Source organism: Paenibacillus sp. CAU 1782, from assembly GCF_054551715.1.
This window is the reverse complement of record NZ_JBTOLL010000002.1, coordinates 18,048-33,688: the sequence shown is the minus strand read 5'-3', so window position 1 is coordinate 33,688 and position 15,641 is coordinate 18,048. Positions and strand designations below refer to the sequence as shown.

11 protein-coding genes are annotated in these 15,641 nt (G+C 51.9%); 8 read left to right on the top strand and 3 right to left on the bottom strand.

All coding sequences use genetic code 11. From position 1 onward, the window contains the following. Positions 1-3: 3 nt before the first annotated feature. Positions 4-1,140, bottom strand: coding sequence for a GerAB/ArcD/ProY family transporter (locus ACX93W_RS09180; protein ID WP_459392065.1), 1,137 nt, complete (start codon positions 1,138-1,140; stop codon positions 4-6). Between the two features lie 21 nt (positions 1,141-1,161). Then, positions 1,162-2,580, bottom strand: a complete 1,419-nt coding sequence (locus ACX93W_RS09175) for a spore germination protein (protein WP_459392064.1) — start codon at positions 2,578-2,580, stop codon at positions 1,162-1,164. 210 nt (positions 2,581-2,790) lie between these two features. Between ACX93W_RS09175 and ACX93W_RS09170 the strand changes: the two genes are divergently transcribed. Continuing rightward, complete coding sequence (locus tag ACX93W_RS09170) at positions 2,791-3,501, top strand: gamma-glutamyl-gamma-aminobutyrate hydrolase family protein (RefSeq protein ID WP_459392063.1); 711 nt, start codon at positions 2,791-2,793, stop codon at positions 3,499-3,501. A gap of 133 nt (positions 3,502-3,634) precedes the next feature. Here the strand turns inward: ACX93W_RS09170 and ACX93W_RS09165 are convergent, their stop codons facing one another. Then, the gene (locus tag ACX93W_RS09165; RefSeq protein ID WP_459392062.1) at positions 3,635-5,149 is read right to left on the bottom strand and encodes a Ppx/GppA phosphatase family protein; all 1,515 of its coding nucleotides are present in this window, start codon (positions 5,147-5,149) and stop codon (positions 3,635-3,637) included. 350 nt (positions 5,150-5,499) lie between these two features. Between ACX93W_RS09165 and citZ the strand changes: the two genes are divergently transcribed. From citZ to ACX93W_RS09130, 7 genes are all read left to right on the top strand, one after another. Continuing rightward, positions 5,500-6,612, top strand: coding sequence for a citrate synthase (gene citZ, locus ACX93W_RS09160; protein WP_459392061.1), 1,113 nt, complete (start codon positions 5,500-5,502; stop codon positions 6,610-6,612). Positions 6,613-6,843: 231 nt separating this feature from the next. Continuing rightward, positions 6,844-8,139, top strand: a complete 1,296-nt coding sequence (gene icd, locus ACX93W_RS09155; protein ID WP_459392060.1) for an NADP-dependent isocitrate dehydrogenase — start codon at positions 6,844-6,846, stop codon at positions 8,137-8,139. Between the two features lie 247 nt (positions 8,140-8,386). Continuing rightward, entirely contained in the window at positions 8,387-9,331 is a 945-nt protein-coding gene (gene mdh, locus ACX93W_RS09150) for a malate dehydrogenase (RefSeq protein ID WP_459392059.1), read from the top strand. A gap of 1,584 nt (positions 9,332-10,915) precedes the next feature. Next, positions 10,916-13,249: a DNA helicase RecQ gene (gene recQ, locus ACX93W_RS09145; RefSeq protein WP_459392058.1), complete on the top strand. Its 2,334-nt coding sequence runs from the start codon at positions 10,916-10,918 to the stop codon at positions 13,247-13,249. 125 nt (positions 13,250-13,374) lie between these two features. Beyond that, entirely contained in the window at positions 13,375-13,800 is a 426-nt protein-coding gene (locus ACX93W_RS09140) for a hypothetical protein (RefSeq protein WP_459392057.1), read from the top strand. A gap of 53 nt (positions 13,801-13,853) precedes the next feature. Further along, entirely contained in the window at positions 13,854-14,810 is a 957-nt protein-coding gene (locus ACX93W_RS09135) for a sugar kinase (RefSeq protein ID WP_459392056.1), read from the top strand. 2 nt (positions 14,811-14,812) lie between these two features. Further along, complete coding sequence (locus tag ACX93W_RS09130; protein WP_459392363.1) at positions 14,813-15,595, top strand: DeoR/GlpR family DNA-binding transcription regulator; 783 nt, start codon at positions 14,813-14,815, stop codon at positions 15,593-15,595. The last annotated feature ends 46 nt before the right edge of the window (positions 15,596-15,641 follow it).

Genomic DNA, 15,641 nt, shown 5'->3' with positions numbered 1-15,641 from the left:
GCCTTAGCTCCTTTTTCCTTTACCGTCACTTGGAGCTGCTCCTTTTTTTCTCCGGCCCCGCATTTTTTTTAGGAGCGCAACAATATAAAGTGCTGTCGGCAGCGCCGTCAGAAACAGCAGAGTGTACAAATTAGCCGAAGTGCCTACAAGATTGGAGGCCCCGGGCCGGTCGGAAACGATCCAATAGGTATAAACCATGCACAAATAAGACAGCGGAAACACAACCGGCTTGTAATCTCGCAGGCCTAGCCATTGTGCCGTGGCGGTAGCGAAAATGTACAGGAACACGGATATTTTTACAAATATGCCAAAAATCCAAATTGCGATGACAATGGCCTCGATATGCTGCAAAAAATCGGCTATCGTAATGTAACGCGCCGCAATCATGACGGGATAGGCGAAGCTGTTGGTAAGGTCCCCAAGCAGAAAGAGGCAAAACAGATTGGAACACACCAATGCGGCTGTCGTTATAAAAAGCGAAATCAGCATAATGCGCGTGACATTTTTTTTCGTGTTAACGAACGGAAGCAGGAAAGCCAACACGATGTATTCGCTAAACCAAGCCGCGGGGGCGACCGCTCCCTTGAAGGTTGGCATTAAGCCATTTTCCATAAAGGGCAGCAGCTCTGCCGGATTAAGCTCGCCGATTAGCAAGACAAAGATCAGAACTAACAGGATGACGAGCAACGAAACAAATACCTGGGAGGTTCGGCCAACCACTTCAATCCCGAGCCTTACATTCAAGGCGCAGACGGCGGTCATTGTGCCCATAATAACGAACAACGGCGTTTCGGGCAGCGCGTTGCTGGCGATAAATTCGCCGTATACCCGGATAACGAGTCCGATTAAATGAGGCAAAAAGATCAAAAAAGCAAAGCCGATCAGTTTTCCGGGCAGCCAGCCGGCAATCTGCAAGCTGGATTGCATGATCGTTTTTCCGGGATAAAGAGAGTGTAATCCCAGCGACACCCCAAGGGTCGCCAAACCTACGATCGACCCCCAGATGGGAGACAGCCACATATCATGGCCAGCAAATTGCATCGTTAGGCTCGGCACGGACAAAATGGCGGTGGCCAATATCGCCGGGAAAATCATGATCGCAAGCTGAGTCGCGGATATTTTTCCTTTATCGGTCAACATAAACAAAAACTCCTCTGTCGCTTAACGTGACTTGCTCCAGGGTATGGTGCGCCACCATACATCCTTGAGCCTTTGGGCGGAGGCGGGAGCTACCGGCGAGAGGTAAGGCGTTCCGAACGAGCGCAGGCTGCTCAGATGGATCACGATTAGTATGACCCCAAGCATGATGCCCGTCAGACCCAGCGTACCCGCCATCAACATAATCGGAAATCGGAGCAGGCGGGTGGAGATGCTTGCCGAATAACGCGGAACCATAAACGAAGCGATGCCGGTAAGAGCTACGATTATAATCATGGGAGCCGACACGATTCCGGCGGAGGTAGCGGCTTGTCCAATAATCAGGGCACCGACGATGCTGACGGCGGAACCGATCTGCTTGGGCAGTCTAACCCCGGCTTCCCGCAATGCTTCAAACGAAATTTCCATAATAAGCGCTTCGATGAGCGCGGGAAACGGAATTTCTTCACGGGCTCTGGAGATGCTGAGGAGCAGCACCGTCGGAATCATTTCCTGATGATAGGTGGTAATGGCCACATAGGCCGAAGGCAGCAGCAGCGATAAGACATAAAAGATGTACCGCATCCACCGGATCGCCACGCCGATGTAGAGATTTTGGTAGTAGTCTTCAGGCGACTGCAGCATCGAAGACAAGGTGACGGGAGCGACCAGGCTGAAGGGGGTTCCATCGACCAAAATGACAAAGCGGCCTTCCAGCAGATTGGATACGACAACGTCAGGGCGTTCCGTCGCCAGCATTTGGGGAAAGGGGGAAAAGCGCTGATCGACGATGCCTTCTTCGATATTTTGGCTTTCCAGCACGTAGTCGATTTTTAACCGGAGGAGCCGCTTTTCCGCTTCCTGCACCAGCGATGGTTCGATAAGTCCCTCTACGTAAGCCAGCGTCACCTTGGTGTTTGTATATTTGCCCATCGTTAAAGACTTTGATTTGAAATCAGGTATCTTCAATCTCATCCGCAGCAGGGCCATGTTGCTTTCCAGCGATTCCGTAAAGCCGTCGCGCGCTCCACGAACCGTAGATTCAGCCGCAGGCTCCTCTGTTGCCCTGCTCTGATTTTTGGAGAGGGGATAGATCGTTCCTTGTGGTTCGCCTTCCAAAAGCAAAAGCGCAAACCCGTCCAGAATCGCTTGCACGGCGTCCTGTATCGTCTGTACCGATTGGCTGGAGGATACAGCAGGCGCATTTTCGCTAGTATCAGCCATGGGCTGCAGCACTTGTCTTTCGATCCGTTCCGCATCGCACAGACCTACGCAGAAAATACAGATGGCCGAAATGCGGCTGCTCGTTTGAAAGTCATGAAAGATAATATCCGTAGAGTCGGCAAAAATAGCGCGCAGCGCTGTTACGTCAATGGTCAGCCGACCGGTAATGGCATTGCCTTTGCCGTTATTGCCGCGTCCAGTTCCCTGCCGTCTGCTCATCCTTATCCCTCCCCATTGCTATTGAAAATTGGTTCAATAGATAGTGAGTATGCTGTACAAGGAATAGGAAAATTATGCATAAGGCATTTTTTATCACTGTATTTTATCACCGTATAAGGATAACTGTATTGGACGTTTGGCAAAAAAAGAGATTATAATAATGAACATAGTGTGAGGAAAGTTAACGCGGCAATGCGGAGGAGGGCAAACATGAGAAAACCGATCATTGGCGTATTGCCCCTGTACGATAGGGAAAAGGATAGCTATTGGATGCTGCCGGGATACATGAAGGCCATAGAAGCGGCCGGAGGAATCCCTGTCATGCTGCCCATGGTATCGGACGAGCTTGATATTAAGGCATTGTCGGAGTCCTTTGACGGCTTCTTGTTTACAGGGGGACATGATATTAATCCGCTGCTGTATGGCGAAGAAATGGATGCGGTATGCGGGGAGTTGTGCCGGGAGCGGGATGTATTGGAGCAAGCACTGTTCCAGCATGTCGTCAAGCTGGACAAACCGGCTTTTGGCATATGCCGCGGGTTGCAGTTATTTAATGTACTGTTAGGCGGAACGCTCTATCAGGATTTGCCTACGGGCCGGGCTGCGGAATCAAACGTAGAGCATCAGCAGCGGCCGCCTTATTCGGTGCCCGTTCATTCCGTAACCATCCATAAAAACAGCCTCCTCTATAGGCTTCTGGAGAAGGAAACCATCGAAGTCAACAGCTATCATCACCAAGCCATCAAAGCACTTGCGCCGGTGTTGCAAGCATCCGCGCTGTCGGAAGACGGCCTGGTGGAAGCGGTGGAAATGCCGGGCAAAACCTTTCTTTTTGCCGTTCAATGGCATCCTGAATTCAATTTTACGGAAGATGATGACAGCATGAAAATGTTCCGTCATTTTGTTGCATCGTGCTCATGAAAGCCTGAATAGTTAATAAGAACTCAATTCATTTCATTTAATAGATCGTTAAAAAAAGTTGGAGACGAAACGGTTTGAAGTAACGTTTCGCTCCAACTTTTTCGTTCAGGACGTATTGACGCAATGGATGCGCTTAATGAAGGATAGGCTCCAATCCCCATAATTTCTTAAATTCCTGCGCCAATTCCTCCACCTCGCGGCGTTCCACCGACAGATGGCCTCGGGGCAGAACGGGGGACAGCAGCAGCTGGCGCCCGGCTATACGGACCTGGATACGTCCGATGCTTTGCGTTTCGCTTCGGTCAAGCGCTGCGGCAAGCTGCAGCAGCACGCCAAAGCGAGCCACTAACTCCAGGTCTTCCTCGCTTAACAGCGCGCGGTAAGGAGCCAGCTGGTTTTTGGATTTGCCTTTGCTGCGGTAAGAAGCAATGGCCGCCGTCATGACGATTTCCCGATGCGTCAGCCCGTTCAGGTGGCTGTGCAGGATCAGATAGAAAGAGTGGGTAGCGTAATCGTAATAGTCGATTGCCGCGCCGATCCGATATAACTGGGAAGCCGCGTCAAGCAAAGTGGCTGCCTGATGATTTTGCCGGTAATGGGGCAAAAGGAACTCCAGCAGCTCAGTGGCAAGCCGATTGACCTGCAGTACATGCTGGCGCGGCGCTTCTGTGTGCAGCGAGCTAATATTTTTCAGACTGTAGGTCAAAGGATCATCCAGCTTTGGCCTGTTGGGAAACCGTGTGGAGTGGAACAAGCCGTCGCGGAGTCCCGCGCCGCAAATGCGGTAATGCGTCGTTTTGGCTGCGCGGAAAATGGCGCGAATGACCGCAATGCCGGGCACGATAACGTCTGCGCGGTCCTTGGACAACCCCGGAAGCTTGCGGCGGCGCTCCAGCGGAAGACTTCTGGTGGAATGGAACAGCTCGTCCACCTGATCGCCTTGAATCATATAGTTATGCGTGCTGTGGAAAGGATAATTGACCGCGCCTTGATGCAGCTTTCCGAGCGCGCGCGCCGTGCCGCCTACGCCGACGAGAGGTAGTCCTGGGTGCTGGAATATCCATGGGCAATCGCTGATCGCATCGGCAACCAGATCTTCCAGCTGCTTGAGCTGTTCGTCGCTCAAACCGTTTTTGGAATCGAAACGGTGATTGAGGCTGACGCAGCCAAATGGAAAGGAAACGGATTGGACAATGTCCCGGTTGCGGAACAGTGTAATTTCCGTGCTTCCACCGCCGATATCGATCAGATAACCCTCTTCGATTCGAAGCGAATTAATCATGCCCAAAAAGCCGTATGAAGCTTCTTCGACGCCGGAAAGAAGCTCGATGTGAAGCCCGGTTTCGGATTTGATGCTTTCCAGTATGGCGGCCGAATTGGTCGCATTGCGAATCGCGGCCGTAGCCACGGCCCGAATATGTCCGACCCCGTGATGGCTGCAAATCAGGGAAAAATGATGCAGCGTATCAATGAGATCGCTGATATGTTCATCCGGCAGAGCGCCTTGGGAGTCCATTTTTCCGCTAAGCCGTGCGGAGCGTTTACTGCCATCGACGACCCGATGCGCGCCGTTTGCGGTTCTTTCGTACACAACCAGGCGAATGGAGTTGGAGCCGATGTCAATGATGCCGATACGCTGTCCTGTCATAGAGTGCCTCACCTTCTGCGTAGAGGTAGTTCAAAAGTTCCGGGTTTGATTACGAAGCATTGCTGACAATCGAACTTTTTGAACACTAACTAATAGGGCCCATTTTACCATATTTTCAGCAAAAAGTTGAAGTATAATTGGGCTCCGGCGCGGGAAAACTGTGTTGGCGAAAATAGGAAAATTGCGATGGGACTTGATTTGAAAGCGCAACCGATTCAAATTATCAATGATACCGATAAAGCATTTTTATGCCCCTTGATGTTTTCTTAATTGTCAAAATCATTTATGATAAATAACATGCAAGAGGCGAGCGTAGTTGAATAATTGAAGGAAAAAGGAGAGAGAGAACGATGACAGCAACGAAAGGTCTTGAAGGAATAGTCGCAGCGGCGTCTTCCATCAGCTCGATCATTGACGGAGTGCTCACATACCGCGGAATCGACATCGATGATCTGGCAGAAAACGCTTCATTCGAAGAGGTCGCGTATCTGTTATGGTACGGCAAGCTGCCCAATCGTTCCGAGCTTGACGGGCTGCAAAAGCAATTGGATCAATATTCGGTCATCCCGAGCGCTGTAATCGAAGGCATCAAGCTCTATCCCGAGAACACCAATTCCATGGCTGCGCTGCGCACTGCCGTTTCCAGCCTGGCACTGTATGACGAGACAGCAAACGACATGTCTGCGGAAGCAAATCAACTGAAAGCGATTAAATTGCAAGCCGCACTGCCAACCATCATCGCGGCATTCTCCAGAATTCGCGAAGGCAAAGAGCCGGTGGCGCCTAAAACAGGCGTGTCCATCGCGCACAACTTCCTCTATATGCTGACTGGCAACGATCCCGACGAAGTCGCGGTCAAAGCGCTGGACCAAGCGCTTGTGCTGCATGCCGACCACGAGCTTAACGCTTCCACATTTGCCGCAAGAGTTACGGTTGCTACGTTGTCGGATATTTACTCCGGCGTTACTTCCGCCATCGGCGCGCTGAAGGGACCTCTGCATGGAGGAGCCAATGAAGCCGTTATGGTGATGCTGGAGGAGATCGGCTCGCCGGCGAGCGTAGAGAGCTATATCGGCAATGCGCTGGCAAACAAGCAAAAAATTATGGGCTTTGGACACCGCGTCTATAAAAACGGAGATCCGCGCGCCAAACATTTGCAAAAAATGTCGCGTGAGCTGGGCAAGCTGACTGGAAACATGGAGCTGTACGAAATGTCGGTCAAAATCGAGGAACTGGTTACTGGCCAAAAAGGCTTGAAACCAAATGTCGATTTCTACTCCGCATCCGTATATACGGCGCTGCAAATTCCGCGCGACCTGTTTACTCCGATTTTTGCGATTAGCCGCGTTTCCGGCTGGAGCGCTCATATTTTGGAGCAATACCAGGACAATCGCTTAATTCGTCCACGCGCCGATTATGTCGGTCCCGTTGGCGGAAAATATGTTCCGATTGACCAAAGATAGTCCAAAACAACATAGATCATAAACTGCATGAGGGCGAGCCGGTGCTTGTTCTCCTTTTATTGCCCTATTTTGCCTATGATTTTCATCACAAACAGGGTGTGGCGCAGTGAAAGCGCAAGCATTATCCGGTTTTGCCCGCTTTAAGGGATAAATTTGGCGTAAAACTTTGCTTTACGTCAAACATTAAGTGTATGCTAACAATATTCCATACTATTTTAGGAGGATTTTATAATGGCTCAATTCGAAAAATTCGCGCTTCCGACCGAAGGCGAGCAAATCACAATCGATAACGGCGCGCTGCAGGTGCCAAACCAACCGATCATTCCTTTTATCGAGGGTGACGGAACGGGACGCGACATCTGGCGCGCATCCAAGCGCGTGCTTGACGCTGCTGTAGAAAAAGCCTACAACGGCGAGAAAAAAATCGCTTGGTACGAAGTGTTTGCCGGCGAAAAAGCGTTTAACGAATACGGCGAGTGGCTGCCGGCCGATACGCTGACCGCGATCCGCGAATACATCGTTGCCATCAAAGGGCCTCTGACAACGCCAATCGGCGGCGGTATCCGTTCCTTGAACGTTGCGCTTCGCCAAGAGCTTGACTTGTACACATGCCTGCGTCCAGTTCGCTATTTTGACGGCGTGCCTTCGCCGGTAAAACGTCCTGAGCTGGTAGACATGGTTATTTTCCGCGAAAATACGGAGGATATCTATGCGGGCATCGAGTATCAAGAAGGTTCCGCAGAAGTGAAAAAAGTCATCGAGTTCCTCAAAACGGAGCTGGGCGTTAACAAAATCCGCTTCCCTGAAACATCCGGCATCGGCATCAAACCTGTTTCGGCCGAAGGTTCGAAACGCTTGGTGCGCGCTGCGATCGAATACGCAATCAAGCATAGCAGAAAATCCGTTACCCTGGTTCACAAGGGCAACATCATGAAATTTACAGAAGGCGCGTTTAAAAACTGGGGCTACGAAGTGGCTGAGCAGGAGTTTGCAGAGCAAACCTTCACTTGGGGCCAATACGACCGCATTAAAGACGCCGAAGGCGTTGACGCGGCCAACAAGGCGCAAGCGGATGCGGAAGCAGCCGGCAAAATCATCGTAAAAGACGCCATTGCGGATATCGCGCTTCAGCAAGTTCTGACTCGCCCAACCGACTTTGACGTAATCGCAACGTTGAACCTGAACGGCGACTATCTGTCCGACGCTCTGGCTGCGCAAGTTGGCGGCATCGGCATTGCACCGGGCGCTAACATCAACTACTTGACTGGACATGCCATTTTCGAGGCGACTCACGGCACGGCTCCAAAATATGCTGACAAAGACGTTGTAAATCCAGGCTCCGTTATTCTGTCCGGCGTTATGCTGCTTGAGCATCTGGGCTGGCAAGAAGCTGCTGACCTGATCTACAAAGGCATGGAAACGTCCATTAACAACAAAACGGTAACTTATGATTTCGCCCGCCTGATGGAAGGCGCAACAGAAGTAAAATGTTCGGCCTTCGCTGACGAAATCATCAAAAACATGTAGGAAATAAAGCCCGCTGGATTCCCTCCGCAAGGAGGGGGTTCAAGCCGCAACAAAACGTTGCCGGCTCCCTGGCAAATGCCGCGGAGTCCAAACGGCGGTTTGCGGCGGCGGTAGATAGAGGCCCCTTGCAGACAGCTTTGTCAAAAAAAGCTGCTGTGAGGGGCTCTCTCCGCTTTTGATGAGTCATGAGAATGTTTCAGCATTTAGCGGCAAATTCCCCAATGATGGGTTTAGGAGGTAACACGATATGGCGATTAAACGCAAAAAAATTACAGTTGTAGGAGCCGGCTTTACAGGGGCAACAACGGCGCTGATGCTGGCGCAAAAAGAGTTGGGCGACGTGATCCTGGTGGACATTGCGCCGCTTGAGAATCCAACCAAAGGCAAAGCGCTGGATATGCTGGAGGCAACCCCGGTCCTTGGCGTAGACGCCAACATAATCGGCACCTCCGATTATGAGCTTACGCGTGACTCCGATGTGGTCATTATCACTGCGGGCGTAGCGCGCAAACCGGGCATGAGCCGGGACGATCTGGTAAACACAAATGCAGGTATTGTGAAATCGGTATGCCAGCAGGTGAAGGCGACTTCGCCTGATGCTTATGTCATTCTTCTGAGTAATCCGGTTGATGCGATGACATATGTCGCTTTTGAAGCATTGGGATTCCCGAAAAACCGGGTGATCGGACAATCCGGCGTGCTGGATACAGCTCGTTATTGCACCTTTATCGCCCAGGAACTAAATGTGTCGGTTGAGGATGTTCGCGGTTTTGTGCTTGGCGGACATGGTGATGATATGGTGCCTCTGGTACGGTATTCCAATGTAGCGGGCATTCCTATCGAAAAGCTTATTCCGGCGGACCGTATCGAAGCCATTGTGCAGCGTGCGCGCGTCGGCGGCGGAGAAATCGTTAATTTGCTTGGCAACGGCAGCGCTTATTATGCGCCGGCCGCATCCCTTGTGCAAATGACCGAAGCGATTTTGAAAGATAAAAAACGGATCATCCCCGTTATCGCGTTTCTTGAAGGCGAATACGGCTACAGCAATTTGTTTATGGGCGTTCCCGCTATAATCGGCGGAGATGGCATAGAAAAGGTCATCGAGCTTGAACTGACGCCAGAGGAAAAAGCAGCGCTGGACAAATCGGCGGATTCCGTGCGAAATGTCATTCAAGTGGTGAAAAACGGCTGATTGTGACGCAGGCGGAGCGGTATCCATCAGGCGTTTGTGCTGGCTAGATTAAGCCAGCACTGGCCATTAGAGAGCACAGGCCGGCACAGACCAGTACAAGTGGGTGCAGATAGCACGCCTGTGCAAGTTAGCTTAGCTAGTACAAGCCAGCAAGGTCAGTACAAGCGGGTGCAGGCTGTGCAAGTTAGCTTAGCTAGTACAAGCCAGTATAGGCCAGTACAAGCAGGTGCAGATAGCACAACGGTGCAAACTCGTACAAGGCAGTATAGGGCCAGTACAAGCGGGTGCAGATAGCACGGCCTGTGCAAGTTAGCTTAGCTAGTACAAGCCAGTATAGACCAGTACAAGCGGGTGCAGATAGCACACCCGTGCAAACTCGTACAAGGCAGTATAGGGCCAGTACAAGCGGGTGCAGATAGCACACCCGTGCAAGCTCGTGCAAGCCAGCACAGCCAGCAGAGGCCAATACATGCAGGCAGGCGCAGATACACCCCCATGCAAGTTAGCGTAGCTAGTACAAGCCGGCAAAGGCCAATACAAGCAGGCGCAGACTGGTGCAAATTAGCGTAGCTAGTACTAGCCAGCAAAAGCCAGCACAAGCAAGCGCCAGATAGCACACACCTGTGCAAGCTCGTACAGAGGCTAGCATTAATCGACAGAAGCGAGTACAGTGCAGTGCAAGCCAGCTACAAGCTAACACAATTCTGTGATTACTAGCGGATTTTTGGCTAAAATTCAGGTTGATAATTTGATAAATCTCTAGCGGACATCTATGGCCGTTAGAAGTGATTTTTGACCAAATTTTTTTTGTAACGGTCATTTATGACCGTAAGAGGCTGTTTTTTGGTTAATTTCCGTTTTTTTTGCCGCTAATGGACATCGATGTCCGATACACGAACCAATTCTACGATTTTGATATTCTAACGGTCAAAAATGACCGTTAGCTAACTGAACACCAGTAAGCGTGGACAAGGAATTCAGCAAGTGTAGACGCGAATGACAGTAAGCGTGGACAAGGAATTCAGCAAGCATAGACGCGAATGACAGTAAGCGTGGACAAGGAATTCAGCAAGCATAGACGCGAACGCCAGTAAGCGTGGACAAGGAATTCAGCAAGCATAGACGCGAATGACAGTAAGCAAGGAATTCAGCAAGTGTAGACGCGAACGCCAGTAAGCGTGGACAAGGAATTCAGCAAGTGTAGACGCGAACGCCAGTAAGCGTGGACAAGGAATTTAGCAAGTGTAGACGCGAACGCCAGTAAGCGTGGACAAGGAATTTAACAAGTGTAGACGCGAACGCCAGTAAGCGTGGACAAGGGATTCAGCAAGTGTAGACGCGAACGCCAGTAAGCGTGGACAAGGAATTCGGCAAGTGTAGACGCGAACGATAGTAAATGTACACATGCTGGCCGGGTTGGATGATGAACAAGCATTAATCTGCACGGCTATGAATTAGCCGCTATGTCTGGTGTAGTTGGAGCCAGGCATGATATAATGGAAAAAACGTTCAAACGAACGGCATGGGAAGAACCCTGACACAAATGCTGCCAGGGTTTTTTCTGTTGAGGGAGGGACCGGAACATTGCTCCAGAATGCAAAACAACTGCTGAAAAAAATATATGGCTATGACTCCTTTCGGAAAGGCCAGGAGAATATTATCGAAGGCATTTTGAATGGCAAAGATACGCTTGCGATTTTGCCAACCGGCGGCGGCAAGTCGATCTGCTACCAGCTGCCCGCTATGCTGCTGCCAGGCACAACGCTGGTTATATCGCCGCTTATCTCTTTAATGAAGGATCAGGTGGACAGCCTGACCCGTCTTGGCGTACCGGCTGCATTTCTGAACAGCTCGCTATCGCCGGCAGAATATCGCGAGGTGCTGCAGGGCGCAAGAAACGGCGATTACAAGCTGCTCTATGCGGCGCCTGAGCGGCTGGACGCTCCGATGTTTCAGGCGTTGTCGGAAAGCATGAAAATTCCGCTTATCGCGATTGACGAAGCGCATTGCGTATCGCAATGGGGACATGATTTCCGCCCCAGCTACCGCCAGCTCGCGGGCTGGATCAATCGGCTGGAGCAGCGGCCTTTGGTTGCCGCTTTTACGGCGACCGCTACTTCAGATGTGGCCGACGACATCGAGCATGTGCTGGGCTTGAGGAGCCCTAGTCGTTTTGTGACGGGGTTTGCCCGCCCCAATTTGTCGCTTTCCGTTATAACCGGCGTCGATAAAAAGCGGTTTTTAACGCAATTTTTAAGTGACCGCAAGGACCAATCCGGCATTATTTATACGGCAACGCGCAAGGAGGCGGAGGATGTTTGCTCGCAGTTGCAGAAGGCGGGATTTGAGGCGGGGAAATACCATGGCGGCTTGTCGGATACGGAACGGGCGGAGACTCAGGAGCAATTTCGTTTTGACGATATCCGTATTATGGTTGCGACCAACGCGTTTGGCATGGGCATCGACAAACCCAACGTGCGTTATGTACTGCATTGGCAAATGCCGGGCGATCTTGAATCCTACTATCAAGAGGCTGGCCGGGCAGGCCGGGACGGCGAAGAAAGCCAATGTGTTTTATTGTTTGAACCTGCCGACATGCAGGTGCAGCGCTTTCTGATCGAACAGGGAGCCGGCGACGAAGGACGAAAGTCCATTCAGATGTCCAAGCTGCATATGATGATGAACTATAGCCGCACCCAGCGCTGCCTGCAGCAGTTTATCGTCGATTATTTTGGGGAAAGCGACGTTGGGCCTTGCGGCAAATGCAGCTGCTGCCAGGACAAAAGCGAGCCGGTGGACCGTACGGAGGATGCCAAAATGGCGTTATCCTGCGTCGGCCGCATGAAAGGGCGCTTTGGCGTTACAATGGCGGCCAAGGTGCTGAAAGGCTCACGCGACAAGCGGCTGCTTGAATTTGGGCTGGACAGGCTTACGACCTACGGCCTCATGCGCCATTTGCCCGAAAAGGAGATTGCCGATTGGCTCTACTGGCTTGTCGCAGAAGGGTACCTGCGGCTGAGCGAGGGACAATATCCGGTTGTGTCCCTGACAACCAATGCGTTGCCGGTGCTGGAAGGCAAACAGGAAATTATGCAGCGGGTGAGAGCTTCCGTCCGAAAAAGCGGAGAGTCGGCAAGCGGTTCTTCGCCGATATTCGAGGCGCTTAAGGCGTGGCGCAAGGAAACGGCGGCAAGGGAAGGCGTTCCGCCATTTATGGTCTTTTTTGATTCGACCTTAAAGGAGATTGCTATGGTTCGACCCGCATCGATGGATGAGCTTCTTGGAGTAAAGGGCATTGGTTCTGCCAAAGCGCAAAAATACTGGAACGGAATCGCTCCAATTCTTGCGGAGTTCGGCGGCGTTCAAGGGACGGCAGGTCACGAAGGCGCAACGGGGCGGAGGACTGCGCCGGGCGGACAAGCTGCTACAGAGCGTGAAACGTCGGTACAATTGGAGTCCAATGGTCATAAAAGCGCGTCTGGATTCGTTGGTCATCAAGGCGCGTCTGGATTCGTTGCTCCTAAAGGCGGAGGAACAGCAGATCCCGGTTTTGCAGAAACGGATCTTTTGGGCGGGGTCACGGGCCGCGGAACTGGAGGAGATAGCGCGGCAGGCGACGAAACGCCTAGCCATGTTGCTTCCCTGGAGTTGTTCCAAGACGGCCATGCTCCGTCTGAAATCGCAAAGCTGCGAGGTCTTAGCGCCGTGACTGTGGAAGGGCATATCATTCGCTGCGCGGAGGAAGGGCTTGAGGTGGACTGGGATCGCATTATCCCTGCAGGGCTGGAACCTCTCATTGCGGATGCGGTTCGGAACGAGGAGAGCGGCAAGCTGAAACCGGTCAAGGAGGCGTTGCCGGCGGAGGTCACTTATTTTGCGATTCGCGGGGTTATGGCTAAGATGGGCTTGAAAGGGTAGCTGTCATTTGTAAAATGCACTGTTTTAAGGGGGCAAAGCTACTGAAAACGCCCGCAGCAATTGAAAAAAACTGAGTTTCTGATAAACTGGTTGGTATAGTCCCAATAGAAACAGGAGGAATTAATATGTCAAGTGCAATGTGGCTGCTCCATTTATTAGGGGCGATTGGAATGGGCTTTTATGTGGTGCTCCCCGTTATTTTGGGACGAGCGTCGAAACTCGCCGGTGCGGGACAAGGCGGTTTGGCCGACGGTTTGATCGCCGGCAACCGGATCGCGCAATATTGTCTGGTTCTGCAATTGCTGACTGGCGGCTATATGATGTCCCAGTCCGACTACGCTGTGATTTGGATGGTTATTGTTATGGTGCTGTTTCTTGGCATCGCGGCTTTCGGCGGCGTTATCGCCAAACCGCTTAAAGGCGTTATGCAAGCAATCGAGCAAGGCCAAAGCGCTGCGGCAAACATCAGCAAAGCAAAACTGTTCAGCCTGCTGATTTTGGTGCTTTACGTAGCGATGATTTATTTTATGAAATATCCGATTATGAAATAATGGCCGCTGATGCGGCCTAACGGCCAACAAATCACGTTTAGGGGGATATTCTTGTGCGGGAAATTTCACCTCAAATCATAACGTTTGGCGAGTCTATGGCTTTGTTTATGCCGCAGGAGCATAAAGCGATTGAACGGGCTTCAGTTCTGGAGCAAGGCTTTGGCGGAGCGGAAAGCAATGTCGCAATCGGCCTGGCCCGGCTTGGTGCATCCATTGGCTGGTTTGGCGCTTTGGGCAATGACCCTTTTGGCAAAATTATTTTGAAAGCGCTGCGAGGGGAAGGCGTGGACACCTCACGAGTCAAATTGAGTGATGCGGCTCCAACCGGAATGATGTTTCGGGAGCATGTGGCGGGCAAAATGGCGGTGCATTATTTCCGCAAGCATTCTGCGGCCAGCCGAATGACGCCGGAGGATCTGGACGAGGATTACATAAGAGGAGCAAAAATTCTTCATGTGACGGGCATTACAACGGCGCTTAGCGAGGACTGTCGCCGTACGGTAAGGCGGGCGGTGGATATTGCCAAGGAAGCTGGCGTGCTGGTCAGCTTTGATCCCAATCTTCGGCTGAAGCTTTGGAGCATCGAAGAGGCGCGGCAAACTCTTCTTCCACTTGCGGAAGACGCGGATTATTTCCTGCCCGGCTGGGACGAGCTGATCCAGTTGTACGAAACCGAAGACTACAGCGAGATTAAGGAGCGTTTGTCTGCGCTAAAGGCCGTCACGATCATCAAAGGCAAAGGCGACGCAACAGTAGTGCTTGACGGCAATTCGGAAACGGAAGTTCCCTTTTACCCTGCGGACAAGGTTGTTGATACGGTGGGGGCTGGTGATGGCTTCTGCGCGGGTTTCCTTGCCGGCTTGATGAAGGGCATGAATCCGGTCGAGGCGGTTACTCTTGCCAGCGTGTGCGGCTCTCTCGTCGTACAGATGCGCGGAGACTGGGAAGCATTGCCGGAATGGGATATTGTGCAGCAGCGGCTTGGAGCGAAAGCGTGGGTGGAACGGTGACAATTGGTGAGAGCGGCGGCTCCAAGGGCCAGCGCCGGCGTGAAGCCATCCTGCAGGTGCTGAAGCATCAGGGGAGAATCACAATTGCGGAAATGGTGGAGCGGATGGGCTGCTCCGAAGCTACCGCAAGACGTGACCTTGAGCAAATGGAGGCCGAATATCCCGTTATTCGCACGATTGGCGGAGCCATGTACGACGGCATGGGAACATTGCGGGAGCTGCCTTTCTCGGAGAAGGAAGGTTTATCCATCCTGGAAAAAGAAAAGATTGCCCGGCTCGCGGCTTCTCTTATTCAGGAGGGCGATATTATCGGATTGTCCGGCGGCTCCACCAACTTTTTGCTGGCGAAGCTGTTGAAGTCCCGTAAAGGCTTAACGGTCGTTACCAATGCCGTCAACATCGCGATGGAGCTGGCGGGCAGCGCGATTCAGGTAGTGGTGACCGGCGGCATTATGCGTCACAACAGCTTTGAGCTATGCGGTCCTTTAGGGGAAGAGATGATGGCCCGAATACATATCGGAAAAATGTTTATAGGCGTAGACGGCATTTCCGCAGCCAGCGGAATTTCCAGCTACTCCGAGCAGGAAGCCCAAAGCTCCAAAGCCATGCTTAAACGTTCACAGCAAACCTTTGCCGTATTCGATCATTCAAAAAGCAATAAAACCTCCCTGTTTTCAATAGCCGAGCTGTCTGAGCTGCATGCCGTCATTACGGATCGGCCGCCAGGCGGCCAACTGGCTGAGGAACTGGGGCGATTGAGCGTAGAGATCCATGTGACGGATTAGGGCGTGTCTTCATACTCGCTCAAGGGCATCTTTCACGGCCTTTTTG

Excerpts from the sequence above, each read along its gene's own strand:
- ACX93W_RS09175 (WP_459392064.1), bottom strand. The coding sequence starts at position 2,580 with ATGAGCAGACGGCAGGGAACTGGACGCGGCAATAACGGCAAAGGCAAT.
- icd (WP_459392060.1), top strand. The coding sequence starts at position 6,844 with ATGGCTCAATTCGAAAAATTCGCGCTTCCGACCGAAGGCGAGCAAATC.
- citZ (WP_459392061.1), top strand. The coding sequence starts at position 5,500 with ATGACAGCAACGAAAGGTCTTGAAGGAATAGTCGCAGCGGCGTCTTCC.
- ACX93W_RS09170 (WP_459392063.1), top strand. The coding sequence starts at position 2,791 with ATGAGAAAACCGATCATTGGCGTATTGCCCCTGTACGATAGGGAAAAG.
- mdh (WP_459392059.1), top strand. The coding sequence starts at position 8,387 with ATGGCGATTAAACGCAAAAAAATTACAGTTGTAGGAGCCGGCTTTACA.
- ACX93W_RS09165 (WP_459392062.1), bottom strand. The coding sequence starts at position 5,149 with ATGACAGGACAGCGTATCGGCATCATTGACATCGGCTCCAACTCCATT.
- ACX93W_RS09140 (WP_459392057.1), top strand. The coding sequence starts at position 13,375 with ATGTCAAGTGCAATGTGGCTGCTCCATTTATTAGGGGCGATTGGAATG.
- ACX93W_RS09180 (WP_459392065.1), bottom strand. The coding sequence starts at position 1,140 with ATGTTGACCGATAAAGGAAAAATATCCGCGACTCAGCTTGCGATCATG.